A 12,538-nucleotide genomic window follows, 5' to 3' on the forward strand; every position below is an offset into this window, starting at 1 on the left:
TGACATTGCCGCAGCCTGTGTCGCACTTTGTGTCGGTCTTGCAACACAGCGCGCCGACGCCGGAGGAGGGCCCCTCCCCCAGCGTCCGTGGGGGAGGTCAGGCCAGGCCCGCCTCCTTCATCTGCCGCAGTTCCTTCTTCATCTCGGACACCTCGTCACGCAGCCGGGCGGCGATCTCGAACTGCAGCTCCGCTGCGGCCGCGCGCATGCGCTCGGTCATGTCCTCGATCTGCTGGGCGAGATCGGCCGCGGGGCGGTCGGTCGGGACGGTCTCGCCGGCCTTGGCCCTGCCCTTGGCGGACTTGGCCGACCTGCCGCCGAGGGAGGGCACGGGGGCCTTGGCACCCTTGCCGTCCTTGCCCTGGCGATAGCCCGAGCCGAGCAGCTGCTCGGTGTCGACGTCCTCGCGGGCGATCTGCGCGACGATGTCGTTGATCTTCTTGCGGAGCGGCTGGGGGTCGATGCCGCGGGCCGTGTTGTACGCGACCTGCTTCTCCCGGCGCCGGTTGGTCTCGTCGATGGCCTTCTCCATCGCCGGGGTGATCTTGTCGGCGTACATATGGACCTGACCCGACACATTGCGCGCCGCGCGGCCGATGGTCTGGATCAGTGAGGTCCCGGAGCGCAGGAAGCCCTCCTTGTCCGCGTCGAGGATCGCCACCAGGGAGACCTCGGGGAGGTCGAGGCCCTCCCGGAGGAGGTTGATGCCGACGAGGACGTCGTACTCACCGGCGCGCAGCTCGCGCAGCAGTTCGACGCGGCGCAGGGTGTCGACGTCGCTGTGGAGGTAGCGGACCTGGATACCGAGTTCCAGGAAGTAGTCGGTGAGGTCCTCGGCCATCTTCTTGGTGAGAGTGGTGACGAGGACCCGCTCGTCCTTCTCGGTGCGTTTGCGGATCTCGTGCACCAGGTCGTCGATCTGGCCCTCGGTGGGCTTGACGACGACCTCGGGGTCGACCAGGCCGGTGGGGCGGATGATCTGCTCGACATGGCCGTCGGAGCGGGACAGCTCGTACTGGCCGGGGGTGGCCGAGAGGTACACCGTCTGGCCGACGCGTTCCTGGAACTCCTCCCATTTCAGGGGGCGGTTGTCCAGGGCGGACGGAAGCCGGAAGCCGTGGTCGACGAGGGTGCGCTTGCGGGAGGCGTCGCCCTCGTACATCGCGCCGATCTGGGGCACGGTCACATGGGACTCGTCGATGACGAGGAGGAAGTCGTCCGGGAAGTAGTCCAGCAGGGTGTTCGGCGGGGAGCCCGGCTCGCGGCCGTCGAAGTGCATCGAGTAGTTCTCCACGCCGGAGCAGGAGCCGATCTGGCGGAGCATCTCCAGGTCGTAGGTCGTCCGCATGCGCAGCCGCTGGGCCTCCAGGAGCTTGCCCTGCTTCTCCAGCTCGGCGAGACGCTCCCCCAGCTCCTTCTCGATGTCGTTGGCGGCGCGCTCCAGGCGCTCGGGGCCGGCGACGTAGTGGGAGGCCGGGAAGACGTACAGCTGCTGGTCGTCGCTGATGATCTCGCCGGTGAGCGGGTGGAGGGTGGAGAGGGCCTCGATCTCGTCGCCGAACATCTCGATGCGGACGGCCAGCTCCTCGTAGACCGGGAAGATCTCGATGGTGTCGCCGCGGACGCGGAAGGTGCCGCGGCTGAACGCCAGGTCGTTGCGGGTGTACTGGATGTCCACGAAGCGGCGCAGCAGCGCGTCCCGGTCGAACTCCTCGCCGACCTTGAGGGGGACCATGCGGTCCACGTACTCCTGTGGGGTGCCGAGGCCGTAGATGCAGGAGACGGAGGCGACCACGACGACGTCGCGGCGGGTGAGCAGCGAGTTGGTCGCGGAGTGCCGCAGGCGTTCCACCTCCTCGTTGATCGAGGAGTCCTTCTCGATGTAGGTGTCCGACTGCGGGACGTACGCCTCGGGCTGGTAGTAGTCGTAGTACGAGACGAAGTACTCGACCGCGTTGTTCGGCAGCAGCTCGCGGAACTCGTTGGCCAGCTGGGCGGCCAGTGTCTTGTTCGGCGCCATCACCAGGGTCGGGCGCTGGAGCTTCTCGATCATCCACGCGGTGGTGGCGGACTTGCCGGTGCCGGTCGCGCCGAGCAGCACGACGTCCTTCTCACCTGATCCGATGCGCCGGGCGAGGTCGGCGATGGCCGTGGGCTGGTCGCCGCTCGGCTGGTAGGGGCTGACGACCTCGAAGGGCGCCACCGTGCGTTCGATCTTGGAAACGGGCCGCATGCAATCCACCGTACGACCCCGCACTGACAACGGGCTCCGATCAGCGATTCTGCGGTGTGCGGGAACGCCGCTCGCGGTGCTCCTGATCGGCGCGGGAGTCCGGGTGCCGGCAGGTGTGGGCGGTCGTCTGGGCCGGGATCCCGGGCCGGCGCTCGGCCGGCGCCGCGTGGAACCTGCCCATGATCATGAACGGGTCGAACATCACGACGACGCCTGCGAGGAGCAGGAACACCAGGGGGCCGATCATCAGCGGGGCGAGCAGGGCGGCGGACGAGGAGCCGTCGGCCGGGGCCGAGCCCGTGGCGCTGTGGAGGTGGACGCTGAGGGCGGCCATGCCGGTGTAGTGCATGCCGCTGACGGCGATCCCCATGACGAGGCTCGCGCCCACGGTCCACAGGAAGCCGCGGACCTGTCCGGCGGCCCACAGGGCGGCGATCGCGGCGACCACGGCGATGACGACCGAAGCGGCCACGGTGACGGTGTTGTACTCGAACGTGCCGTTGAGCCGCATGCCGGCCATGCCCAGGTAGTGCATGGAGGCGATGCCGAGGCCGGTGATGGTGCCGCCGGTGAACAGCGCGGCGCCGGTGGCCCCCTTGGAGGCGACCATGAAGATCCCGATGCCGACCATCACGATCGCGACGGCCAGGCTCGCGAACGTGGTCAGCGGGTCGTACTGGATCGGGGTCTGCAGGACCTTGAACCCCATCATCGCGACGAAGTGCATGGTCCAGATGCCGGAGCCGATGGCCGCCGAGCCCAGCGCGAGCCAGCCGACCCGCCAGCGGCCGTCCACGAGCATCGATCTGGTGGTGCAGCGCAGGCCGAGCGCGCCTCCGAGGCAGGCCATGAGATAGGCCACCACCGGTGTGACGAGTCCGTAGCTGAAGCCGTCGACCGTGCCCTGCATTCGCGGCTGCCTTTCCCGCCCTGTCGCGTCCCTGGATTTCGTGCAATGCCCCCAGCCCCGGCACCGCCACGACGGTCAGGGTTGTCGCAGAGAGTATGACCCCCACCGGAATGGTCGAACGATTTTCCGGCAAAGAAACACGGCCTTGCCCCACTTGTGCGGTGCCCGTGAGCGGACTTGGGCAACTCCATTCAATTCGTGGCCATCCTGCGCCCCTCTGCCGTTGACCCTCTGCTGTCACTCTTGAGCTGACCGTGATCGATCGACGAGAGGAGTACGCATGCACGTGCGCGCAGTTGCCGCCGCGACCACAGCGTTCTTGGGGGCCACCGTCCTCCTGCTCCCCACTTCCGCCGCTCACGCGGCCGCCGACGCCGGCAATCCACTGGTGGTCGCGCATCGCGGAGCTTCCGCCTACGCGCCCGAGAACACCCTGGCCGCTGTCGACAAGGCCTACGAGATGGGCTTCGACTGGGTCGAGAACGACGTCCAGCGCACCAGTGACGGCAGGCTCGTCGTCCTCCACGACGCGACGCTGGCGCGGACGACCAACGTCGAGGACCTCTATCCCGAGCGCGCACCCTGGAACGTGGCGGACTTCACCGCCGCGGAGATCGGGCGCCTGGACGCGGGCAGCTGGTTCGGCGACGCGTACGCGGGCGCGCGTGTGCCCACACTGGAGCAGTACATGCGGCGGGTCTCACGCAACCACCAGAAACTCGTCCTGGAGATCAAGAACCCACAGCTCTATCCGGGGATCGAGCAACAGACCCTGAAGGTCCTCGGCAACGAGGGCTGGCTCGGCCCGGCTCACCTGGAGGAGCTGGTGATCCAGAGCTTCAGCGCCGACACCGTCCGCCGGGTCCACGAACTGAGCCCGGCGGTGAAGACCGCTCTGCTCGGCACACCCGACATCGCCGACCTGCCCGAGTACGCGACGTTCAGCGACCAGATCAACTCCTCGTACACGACCATCTCCGAGTCCTATGTCGCCACGATCCACGCCCTCGGAGGTCCGCACGGCAAACCACTGGAGATCCTCACCTGGACCGTGAACGACGCCGCCAACGCCCGCCGGGTGGCCGACTACGGCGTGGACGGCATCATCACCAACAAACCGGACGTGGTCAGGGACGCCACGCAGGGCTGACCCGGCCGTCCGCGGCCGGTGGTGTGCGTTCCGGGCGGAACGCACACCGCGGTCGTTGTCAGTGGCGGCCCCTACGGTGGTCCCATGAACAGCCATGCGCAGGACGAGCAGCAGGTGGTGTGGGCCGTCGTCGGCTCGGACATCGGCCCGCTGCTGCTGGCCGCGACGGACGAGGGCCTGGTCAACGTCGTGTTCCACGCCACGGACCCGGTGCGCGACCGGGCTCTCGACCGGCTCGCCTCCCGCCTCGGCACCACTCCGGTGGAGGCTCCCGGCGCGCCTGCGCTGGCCGAGGCCATACGTCAGTTCGAGGCCTACTTCGCGGGCGAGCGGCACGACTTCGCGCTGCCGCTCGACTGGTCGCTGATCTCGGGGTTCAACCGTCAGGTGCTGCGCGAGCTGGCGTCGGGCGTCCCCTACGGCTCGGTCGTGGGCTACGGCGATCTCGCGCGGCGCGTGGGACAGCCCGGCGCGGCCCAGGCCGTCGGTGTCGCGATGGGGTCGAACCCGCTGCCCGTGGTGGTGCCGTGCCACCGGGTGGTGGAGAGCGACGGGGGCATCGGCGGGTTCGGCGGCGGCCTGGAGACCAAGCGGAAACTGCTGGCGCTGGAAGGGGTGCTGCCGGAGCCGTTGTTCTGAGGAGGCGGTGGACCGGCCTGTGCGCGTCTCCGGGTGGGGCCTGTGGGCGTCGGTCTGGTCGGCGAGTGGTCTGTGCGCGTCGGTGCGCGGAGGCCGGCCGGAAACCGCTCGCGACGGCGGCCTGGGCGGCGCTACTCGTAGTGCCGCGCCTCGAAGATGTTGCCGTCCGGGTCCCGGAAGTAGAAGCTTCGCCGGGCCGGTCCGCGGGCGCCGAAGGAGTCGTGGGAGACCTCGGAGACAGGGACCTCCTGTTCCTCCAGCCGGCCGCGCAGTTCGTCGAAGGCGGGGCCGGGCATGGCGAGGCAGACGTGGTTGACGGGGTGCCCGGCACCGGCGGCGGCACCCGGCACCATCCGCATCTTCGGGGCCATGGCCAGCGGCATGAGGTCGAGGATTGTCTCCTCGTTGACACGGACGGAGGGGAAGGGCGCCTGTCCCGCCGTGTACTCCGTGACCCTCACGGGTTCCAGGCCCACGGCCTTCTCGTAGAAGCCGGCCGCGGCGATCGGCTCCCGCACCCATAGGACGACATGGTCGAGTCGTGTCGTGTTCTCCTTCATGCACCTCAGGCTGGTGTCCTGCACCACAGCGCGCAAGGGTTTGGCCGGGCGCGCCGTCCGCCAGGGATGAGGGAAGAACGTCAGACAGGAGGCAAGCGCGTGCTGGTGATGTCCGAAGAGGTGCGGGAAGCGGTTGACGCGCGTCGACCCGTGGTGGCGCTGGAGTCGACGATCATCGCGCACGGGCTGCCCCGCCCCCGCAATCTGCGGGTGGCCCTGGAGCTGGAAGAGGTCGTACGGAGTGAGGGCGCCGTACCGGCGACGATCGCCGTGCTGGACGGGCGGCCCCACATCGGCCTCGACAAGCAGCAGTTGGAGCGCGTCGCGAACGAGGACGGCATCCGCAAGCTCGGGCATCGCGATCTGCCGCCGGCGGTGGCCGCGGGCGTGAGCGGGGCGACCACCGTGTCGGCGACCGCCCAGCTGGCGGCACTCGCGGGCGTACGGGTGTTCGCGACGGGTGGACTCGGGGGCGTGCACCGGGAATGGACGGTGACCCAGGACGAGTCCGCCGACCTGGGGCTCCTCGCGCGTACCCGGATCACGGTGGTGTGCGCGGGCGTGAAGTCGATCCTCGATGTGCCGGCGACCCTGCAGCGGCTGGAGACGCTGGGTGTCGCGGTCGCCGGGTACGGCACGGACCGCTTCCCCGGCTTCTATCTGTCCGACTCGGGCCATCCGGTGGAGTGGACACTCGGGTCTCCGGACGAGGTCGCGGACGTCATGCGGGCTCAGGACGCGCTCGGCGGCTCCGAGTCGGCGCTGATCGTCGCCAACCCCGTGCCGGAGGAGGAGCAGCTCGATCCCGAGCTGCACGCGCGCGTGCTCGCGGAGGCGCTGGCGGCGTGCGAGGAGGAGGGCGTCACGGGCCAGGCGGTCACACCGTTCCTGCTGAGCTATCTCGTACGGCACACCGACGGCGCCTCCCTGAGCGCCAACCTGGCGGCCGTACGCGGCAACGTACGGCTCGCGTCACGGATCGCGGCGGCCTGGGCCGGGGCGTGAGGTGACCCGGCGCGGCGTGAGCGAACCCGGTGGTGTGCGGTGAGCGGGTTCGGGGGTGCTGGGGGCGGGTCCGGTGGTGCTGATGGCGGGTTCGGTGCTGGGGGCGAGTCCGGTGGTGGGGGCGGGGCACTGCTCGTCGTCGGGGACGTCGTCACGGATGTCGTCGCCCGGCACCGCGGGCCGCTCGCGGCGGGCACCGACACGGCCTCCGCGATCCGGACGCTGCCGGGCGGGGCGGGCGCCAACGTGGCCTGCTGGGCGGCCCATCACGGCTGCGCGGACGTGCGGCTGCTCGGGCGTGTGGGCACGGACAGCGCCGCGTGGCACGAGCGGGAGCTGCGGGCCTCGGGCGTGCGCCCCCGTCTGGTGGTCGACCCGGAGGCGGCCACGGGGACGGTGATCTGCCTGGTGGACATGGGCGCGGCGGCCGAGCGCACGTTCCTCACGGACAGCGGTGCCGCGCTGCGCCTCGATCCGGACGACTGGTCGCCGTCGTTGCTCGACGGGGTCGCGCGGCTCCATCTCTCGGGCTATCTGTTCTTCGCCGAATCGAGTCGTGCGCTGGTCGCCGTGGCCCTGGAGTCGGCACGCGCGCGTGGCGTGCCGGTGAGTGTGGATCCCGCGTCGGCGGGTTTCCTCACGCGGTTCGGCGTGGACCGTTTCCTCGCCCTCGTCGAGGGGGTCGATGTGCTGCTGCCCAGCCGCGACGAGGCCCACCTGCTGACGGGGCTGCCCGATCCGGCCGACGCGGCGGCCAAGTTGAGCCGGCTCGTGCCCCTGGTGGTGGCCAAGCAGGGGGCGGACGGCGCGCTCGTGGCACGTGGGGGCGGTGTCGTGGCCCGGATCCCGGCGGCACCCGCCACCCCCCGCGACACCACCGGCGCGGGCGACGCCTTCACGGGGGCGTTCCTGGCGGCGCTGCTCGCGGGCGCGAATGCCGAGGACGCTGCGGCCGAGGGGTGCGGGGCGGGAGCGCGAGCGGTGGAGAAGGTGGGCGGGAGACCGCCGGGGGCCGAACAGGCGCCGTGACCGGGCGGCTGGGCCGCATCCCTCCCGCCGCCGGTTCTCCCGTGCCCGCCGCCGGACCGGCCCGCCCCTACGCCTTTCGGCCCCAGGCCGAGATCAGGGGTGGGGCGGCGATGTCCAGCGCGCCGGAGGCCACGGCCGACAGGTGCCGGTCGATCTCCTCCGCCGTGGCGAGGTTCGCCGTGACGAGCGCTTCGCGGAGCCGGTCGACGGTCGTCGCCTCCAGGGCGGCGCAGTCCGGTGAGGCGACGGGGAAGTACGCGTCGGCCTCCACCCGGCGCAGGCCGGCGGCCCGCAGCAGGCGCGGGAGTCGGCGGCCGTGCGCCGGTGCGGTCCCGCGTTCGGCGAGCAGCTCGCCCACGGCCCGGCGAAGCCGGTTGGCCGACTGGTGCTCGGGGCCGGACTCCTCCAGGCAGGCCAGAGGCTGGAGGGCGGTGTCGAGGTCCTCGACCAGGAGTCGGCCACCGGGACGCAAGGCCTTGATCATCGACGCCAACGCTTGCTCGTGGTCCGGTGCGTGCGCCAGGGCGAGCCGGGCGTGCACGAGGTCGAAGCCGTCGCCCGGGGGCTGGTCGACGCCCACGTGGTGGACGAGAGCCTCGACCGGCGGGCGGGTGACCGAGGGCACGGCCCAGGAGATGTCGGTGTCCGTCGCGATGACCTTGCCCGTCGGCCCGACCTTCTTCGCCAGCCAGGAGACCACCGAGGCGCCCCCCGCGCCGACCTCCCAGCAGCGCCAGCCGGACCCCACACCGAAGGCCTCCATGTGCCGGAACGTCGTGGGGTCGAAGAGCGTGGCGAAGGCGTCGGGGCCCTGCCCCGTCTCGGCCCGCCGGTGGTCGAGGAGATACCCGTCGGTTCGCATCATGCCCAGATCATCCCATTTGACTGACTTGCCCTTGACGGCGACTCTCCCGCAGTCGCCGTCCCGTCCCGCAGGACAAGCCGGAAATCCGGAACGGCCCCACCGGCTCGGACGTCTACAAGTGAAGCGGAACGTTCCGTTCCCACAGCCTTACCCGGCTCTCGTTCGGCCCTGGCAAACTGGCGCCACAAGGCACGGAGTGCGGTGCGAGGAGATCCACGCAAGGAGAGACCAGATGTCCATGGCAGGGAATCTGCGGAAGGTCACCGGCCTCGACAGGGTCGTCGGCCTGCGCACGATGGCACGGCTGGCCCGACGGCGTCCCCGCGTCGACCTCAGCCATCCGGCCCGCTCCCCGCTGGGCACCTCGGTGGTGAACTGCGTGACCTACCACAAGGGCGTCCGATCCCCCGCGGTGCGTGATGTCGTCGAGGCCGTCAAACAGGTCCGCAGGCACGACCACGGCTTCGTCTGGCTGGGGCTGCACGAGCCGACACAGCGGGAGTTCGCCGGCATCGCCGAACTCTTCGACCTGCACCCGCTGGCGGTGGAGGACGCGATCGAGGCCCATCAGCGCCCGAAGCTGGAGCGCTACGACGACACGCTGTTCGCGGTGTTCAAGACCGTCTGCTACGTCGAGCACACCGAACTGACCGCGACCAGCGAGGTGGTGCACACCGGCGAGATCATGGTCTTCGTCGGGCCCGACTTCGTGATCACCGTCCGCCACGGACGGCACGGATCGCTCGGTCCGCTGCGGGAGGAACTGGAGGCGAATCCCGAGCAGTTGGCCAAGGGTCCGGCCGCGGTGCTGCACGCGATCGCGGACCATGTCGTCGACGACTATCTGAGCGTCACGGACTCGGTCCAGACCGACATCGACCAGGTCGAGAGCGACGTGTTCGCCGCGAACGGCGCGCGGGTCGACCCGGGCCGCATCTACCAGCTCAAGCGCGAACTGCTCGAACTGAAGCGGGCGGTGGCCCCGCTCGCCCGCCCGCTCCTGGAGCTGACCTCACGACCGATCCGGGTGGTCGACCCGGAGATACAGGCCTACTTCCGCGACGTCTCCGACCACCTGCTGCGGGCGACGGAACAGATCGCCGCGTTCGACGAACTGCTCAACTCGATTCTGCAGGCGCATCTCGCACAGGTCAGCGTCGCGCAGAACGAGGACATGCGGAGAATCACTGCGTGGGCCGCGCTGATCGCCGTGCCGACCATGGTGTGCGGGGTCTACGGAATGAACTTCCAGTACATGCCGGAGCTGCACTGGAAGTTCGGCTATCCGCTGGTCCTGGGAGTCATAGCCGTCGCCTGCGTCACCCTCTACCGGGGCTTCAAGCGCAACGGCTGGCTGTGACGGGTCAGTGCGTCGCGCTCTTCGCGTAGACGCTCTCGACCCAGGAGGCGATCTGGTCGTCCGACAGATGATGGGCCAGGTCGGCCTCGCTGATCATGCCGACGAGACGCTTGTTCTCGATCACCGGGAGCCGACGGATCTGGTGCCCCTTCATCTCCTGGAGCACCTCGCTGACGTCGGCGTCCGCGTCGATCCAGCGCGGTGTGCCCTTGGCCATTTCGCCGGCCGTGATCGTCGAAGGGTCGTGGCCCAGGGCGACACAGCCGACGACGATGTCGCGGTCGGTGAGGATGCCGCAGAGCCGTTCGTTCTGGTCGCTGATGGGCAGTGCCCCGACGTTCAGCTGGCGCATCAGCTGGGCGGCTCGGTCGAGGGTCTCGTGGGCGGGGATCCACTGGGCGCCGCGGTGCATGATGTCTCCGGCGGTGGTCATGTAGTACCTCCCGTTGCCGGACGGCCGGCGCGGTGCAGGACGCACCGCTGGTCCCGGCGCCCTACATTCTTGCCGCGTCCGGGCCGGGGCGCACGTGGAGCGTCGTGCGGTTCGCCACCGGCCGTAGGTCGGAGTTCGCTCGACGCGGCGGACGGACTCGTCGCCGGTCAGCCGTTCCAGGCGGGGTGTCGTGGGTCGTCGGCGCGGACCAGGACATCGGCCGTGGCGGCCGGGTCGGTCTCGTAGCGCTCGAAGGCGGGGAGGGTCCAGTGCTCGTGTTCCGGTGTGCGGCGGCGCAGGGCGCCCGGGGAGAGGAGGACATGGACGGTCAGGTCGAAGGGAAACCAGTGCTTCAGGAGGAGGGGGCCGTGCGTCAGCAGGATCGCGCCGGGCGGGAGTGCGACGTAGGGGCTGCGCGTCGCGCGGTCGGTGGTGGGGTCCCAGAGGTCGGGAAGGATCCGCCCCGTGCCGCCGGGGTCGAGCGGGCCGAAGACCTCGCGCCACAGGGCGGCGGTGTCGAACCAGCCGTCGTAGTACGCCTCCACGTCCTCGTGGCCGTACTCGAACCGCAGCGACGCCGGCCGCAGGAAGCCCTCGGTTCCCACGACGAGGGAGGAGCGACCGCGTATGCGCAGCGCCTCGGAGACCAGGGCGGCGAGGTCGCCGGGGCGAGCCGCTGGGGCGCCGTCGAAGGCGACCCGCGGCCAGGGCGAGCCGTCGTCCGGCTTCAGGTCGAGGAGGCGGTCGGCGAGAAGGTCGCCGAGCCGTTCCCAGGTGATCGCTTCGAATCGCACACGGCCCATGATGCCGCGCGCCGCACACGGCGCCCGACCCGGCCGCCGGCCCGCCCGCCCGAGGGCACATCCGACGACTCGGCGATGCGGTCCACCCGGCGGCCCGGCCGACTGTCCGGTCTGTCCACCGGTCCGCGGACCGGTGGGCCGTCCGGTCCGAGGAGGGCGTGACCGTGCGGTCACCAGGGGGAATGAACCGCGTATGGCAGCGCTCGCTACTCCCCCGCCCCGTACCGGACTCGTCGTCGTGCAGGCGCTCCGGAGGAAGCACTGCGCCGAGTGCCGGAGCGGGCCGGTGGCGCTGCTGGTGCTGGAGGAGGGGGCACCGCGCTGCCTGGACTGCGCGGACCTCGGGCACCTGGTGTTCCTGCCTCGGGGCGACACCGCGCTCACCCGCAGGGCGCGGGAGGAGAGTTCGCTGTCGGCCGTGGTCGTACGGTTCAACCGGCGCCGCGGCCGGTACGAACGGCAGGGGGTCCTGGTCGAGGAGGCCGCGCTCGGCCGGGCCGAGGAGCGGTGCCTGGCGGACGCGGAGGTGCGGCGCCGCCGTCGGGTACGGGACGCGAGGCGGCGGGCGGCGGAGGACGTGCGCTTCACGGACGCGTTCGCCACGGAGGTACGACGGCTGTTCCCCGGCTGTCCGCCCGAGCGGGCCCGGGAGATCGCCGCCCACGCGTCGGTGCGCGGCAGCGGCCGCGTCGGCCGCAGCGCGGCGGGCCGCGCACTGACGGAGGTCGCGGTGACCTCGGCGGTCATCGCGTCCGTACGCCACGTGGACACGCCGTACGACCACCTGCTGATGACCGGCGTGCCCCGGCACGAGGCACGCCGCCGGATCACACCCACCGTGGACGCGACGCTGCGGGGGTGGCGGGGAGCTGGGTGAGGGAGGGGGAGGGGGGAGGGGGCCGGGGGGAGGGGGCCGGGGGGGGAGGCCCCCCGGAGCAGCGGGGCGGGGCCGGGCCTGTGCGTAGGTGAGTGAGTGGCTGGGGGATGGGGGTTGTGCGGAGGTTCACTTGTGGGGAGGGCGAGGGGTGGGAAGGGTTTTCGGGGAATCGAGGTGGGAGCGGACATGATCGATGGGCCGTACTTCGTGCTGACGGTGCTGGGCCTGCTCGGGACGGCGGTCGTGGCGGGCGTGTTCTTCGGGTTCTCGACGTTCGTGATGAAGGGGCTGGCGTCGTTGCCGCCCGCGCAGGGCGTGGCGGCGATGCAGGCGATCAATGTGAGCGCGCTGACGCCGGCGTTCATGCTCCTGTTCGTGGGGACGGCGGTGCTGTGTGCCGTGCTGGCCGTCGTGACGTTTGTGCTGTGGCCGGACGACGGCAGGGTCGAACTGCTGCTGGGCAGCGCGCTGTATCTGTTCGGCTGCTTCGGGGTGACGATGGTGGCGAACGTGCCGCGCAACGAGACGCTCGCCAAGCTGGACGCGGGCACGCGGGAGGCGGCGACGTACTGGCGCGACTATGTGAGCCGGTGGACGACGTGGAACCACGTGCGGGCGGTCGCCGCGGCCGCCGCGGCCCTGTCGTACCTGCTGGCGCTCGCCTGAGGCGGGGG

At 70.9% G+C, this 12,538-nt stretch carries 13 protein-coding genes; 7 read left to right on the top strand and 6 right to left on the bottom strand.

Translation table 11 applies throughout. The annotated features are described in order from the left end of the window. Positions 1–97: 97 nt before the first annotated feature. Together uvrB and HW837_RS16255 are read right to left on the bottom strand one after the other, a co-directional pair. Entirely contained in the window at positions 98–2,233 is a 2,136-nt protein-coding gene (uvrB, locus tag HW837_RS16250; RefSeq protein WP_045560971.1) for an excinuclease ABC subunit UvrB, read from the bottom strand. A 40-nt stretch (positions 2,234–2,273) separates the two neighbouring features. Next, positions 2,274–3,143, bottom strand: a complete 870-nt coding sequence (locus HW837_RS16255; protein WP_045560972.1) for an MHYT domain-containing protein — start codon at positions 3,141–3,143, stop codon at positions 2,274–2,276. Between the two features lie 280 nt (positions 3,144–3,423). Between HW837_RS16255 and HW837_RS16260 the strand changes: the two genes are divergently transcribed. Both HW837_RS16260 and HW837_RS16265 read left to right on the top strand, forming a co-directional pair. Then, entirely contained in the window at positions 3,424–4,293 is an 870-nt protein-coding gene (locus HW837_RS16260; protein WP_045560973.1) for a glycerophosphodiester phosphodiesterase, read from the top strand. An 84-nt stretch (positions 4,294–4,377) separates the two neighbouring features. Further along, complete coding sequence (locus HW837_RS16265; protein WP_045560974.1) at positions 4,378–4,932, top strand: methylated-DNA--[protein]-cysteine S-methyltransferase; 555 nt, start codon at positions 4,378–4,380, stop codon at positions 4,930–4,932. Positions 4,933–5,063: 131 nt separating this feature from the next. On the opposite strand, the gene HW837_RS16270 is transcribed toward HW837_RS16265, so the two are convergent. Further along, the gene (locus tag HW837_RS16270; protein WP_177261673.1) at positions 5,064–5,492 is read right to left on the bottom strand and encodes a VOC family protein; all 429 of its coding nucleotides are present in this window, start codon (positions 5,490–5,492) and stop codon (positions 5,064–5,066) included. A 108-nt stretch (positions 5,493–5,600) separates the two neighbouring features. On the opposite strand from HW837_RS16270, the gene HW837_RS16275 reads away from it, so the two are divergent. Beyond that, positions 5,601–6,497 carry a pseudouridine-5'-phosphate glycosidase gene (locus HW837_RS16275; RefSeq protein ID WP_234442713.1) on the top strand — a complete coding sequence of 299 codons (897 nt, stop codon included), beginning with the start codon at positions 5,601–5,603 and terminating at the stop codon, positions 6,495–6,497. Positions 6,498–6,626: 129 nt separating this feature from the next. Continuing rightward, positions 6,627–7,526, top strand: a complete 900-nt coding sequence (locus tag HW837_RS16280; RefSeq protein WP_045561009.1) for a carbohydrate kinase family protein — start codon at positions 6,627–6,629, stop codon at positions 7,524–7,526. Between the two features lie 67 nt (positions 7,527–7,593). Here HW837_RS16280 and HW837_RS16285 read toward each other — a convergent pair whose 3' ends face one another. Next, positions 7,594–8,391 carry a methyltransferase domain-containing protein gene (locus tag HW837_RS16285; protein ID WP_045560977.1) on the bottom strand — a complete coding sequence of 266 codons (798 nt, stop codon included), beginning with the start codon at positions 8,389–8,391 and terminating at the stop codon, positions 7,594–7,596. Positions 8,392–8,623: 232 nt separating this feature from the next. Here HW837_RS16285 and corA point away from each other — a divergent pair, with 232 nt between their 5' ends. Next, entirely contained in the window at positions 8,624–9,751 is a 1,128-nt protein-coding gene (gene corA / locus HW837_RS16290; protein WP_045560978.1) for a magnesium/cobalt transporter CorA, read from the top strand. 4 nt (positions 9,752–9,755) lie between these two features. On the opposite strand, the gene HW837_RS16295 is transcribed toward corA, so the two are convergent. After that, positions 9,756–10,184 carry a CBS domain-containing protein gene (locus HW837_RS16295; protein ID WP_045560979.1) on the bottom strand — a complete coding sequence of 143 codons (429 nt, stop codon included), beginning with the start codon at positions 10,182–10,184 and terminating at the stop codon, positions 9,756–9,758. 167 nt (positions 10,185–10,351) lie between these two features. Continuing rightward, the gene (locus HW837_RS16300) at positions 10,352–10,987 is read right to left on the bottom strand and encodes a nucleoside/nucleotide kinase family protein (protein WP_193380817.1); all 636 of its coding nucleotides are present in this window, start codon (positions 10,985–10,987) and stop codon (positions 10,352–10,354) included. A 193-nt stretch (positions 10,988–11,180) separates the two neighbouring features. Between HW837_RS16300 and HW837_RS16305 the strand changes: the two genes are divergently transcribed. Beyond that, a complete protein-coding gene (locus HW837_RS16305) occupies positions 11,181–11,864 on the top strand; it encodes a DUF2293 domain-containing protein (protein WP_078853756.1) in 684 nt (227 codons plus the stop codon). A gap of 186 nt (positions 11,865–12,050) precedes the next feature. Further along, complete coding sequence (locus HW837_RS16310; protein ID WP_045555780.1) at positions 12,051–12,530, top strand: anthrone oxygenase family protein; 480 nt, start codon at positions 12,051–12,053, stop codon at positions 12,528–12,530. The last annotated feature ends 8 nt before the right edge of the window (positions 12,531–12,538 follow it).

The sequence above is a fragment of the Streptomyces caniscabiei genome (genome assembly GCF_014930365.1).
Classification (GTDB): Bacteria; Actinomycetota; Actinomycetes; order Streptomycetales; family Streptomycetaceae; genus Streptomyces; species Streptomyces caniscabiei.

What these genes read in the sequence shown, in the direction of transcription:
- uvrB (WP_045560971.1), bottom strand. Translation starts at nt 2,233, where the DNA reads ATGCGGCCCGTTTCCAAGATCGAACGCACGGTGGCGCCCTTCGAGGTC.
- HW837_RS16255 (WP_045560972.1), bottom strand. Translation starts at nt 3,143, where the DNA reads ATGCAGGGCACGGTCGACGGCTTCAGCTACGGACTCGTCACACCGGTG.
- HW837_RS16260 (WP_045560973.1), top strand. Translation starts at nt 3,424, where the DNA reads ATGCACGTGCGCGCAGTTGCCGCCGCGACCACAGCGTTCTTGGGGGCC.
- HW837_RS16265 (WP_045560974.1), top strand. Translation starts at nt 4,378, where the DNA reads ATGAACAGCCATGCGCAGGACGAGCAGCAGGTGGTGTGGGCCGTCGTC.
- HW837_RS16270 (WP_177261673.1), bottom strand. Translation starts at nt 5,492, where the DNA reads ATGAAGGAGAACACGACACGACTCGACCATGTCGTCCTATGGGTGCGG.
- HW837_RS16275 (WP_234442713.1), top strand. Translation starts at nt 5,601, where the DNA reads ATGTCCGAAGAGGTGCGGGAAGCGGTTGACGCGCGTCGACCCGTGGTG.
- HW837_RS16285 (WP_045560977.1), bottom strand. Translation starts at nt 8,391, where the DNA reads ATGATGCGAACCGACGGGTATCTCCTCGACCACCGGCGGGCCGAGACG.
- corA (WP_045560978.1), top strand. Translation starts at nt 8,624, where the DNA reads ATGTCCATGGCAGGGAATCTGCGGAAGGTCACCGGCCTCGACAGGGTC.
- HW837_RS16295 (WP_045560979.1), bottom strand. Translation starts at nt 10,184, where the DNA reads ATGACCACCGCCGGAGACATCATGCACCGCGGCGCCCAGTGGATCCCC.
- HW837_RS16300 (WP_193380817.1), bottom strand. Translation starts at nt 10,987, where the DNA reads ATGGGCCGTGTGCGATTCGAAGCGATCACCTGGGAACGGCTCGGCGAC.
- HW837_RS16305 (WP_078853756.1), top strand. Translation starts at nt 11,181, where the DNA reads ATGGCAGCGCTCGCTACTCCCCCGCCCCGTACCGGACTCGTCGTCGTG.
- HW837_RS16310 (WP_045555780.1), top strand. Translation starts at nt 12,051, where the DNA reads ATGATCGATGGGCCGTACTTCGTGCTGACGGTGCTGGGCCTGCTCGGG.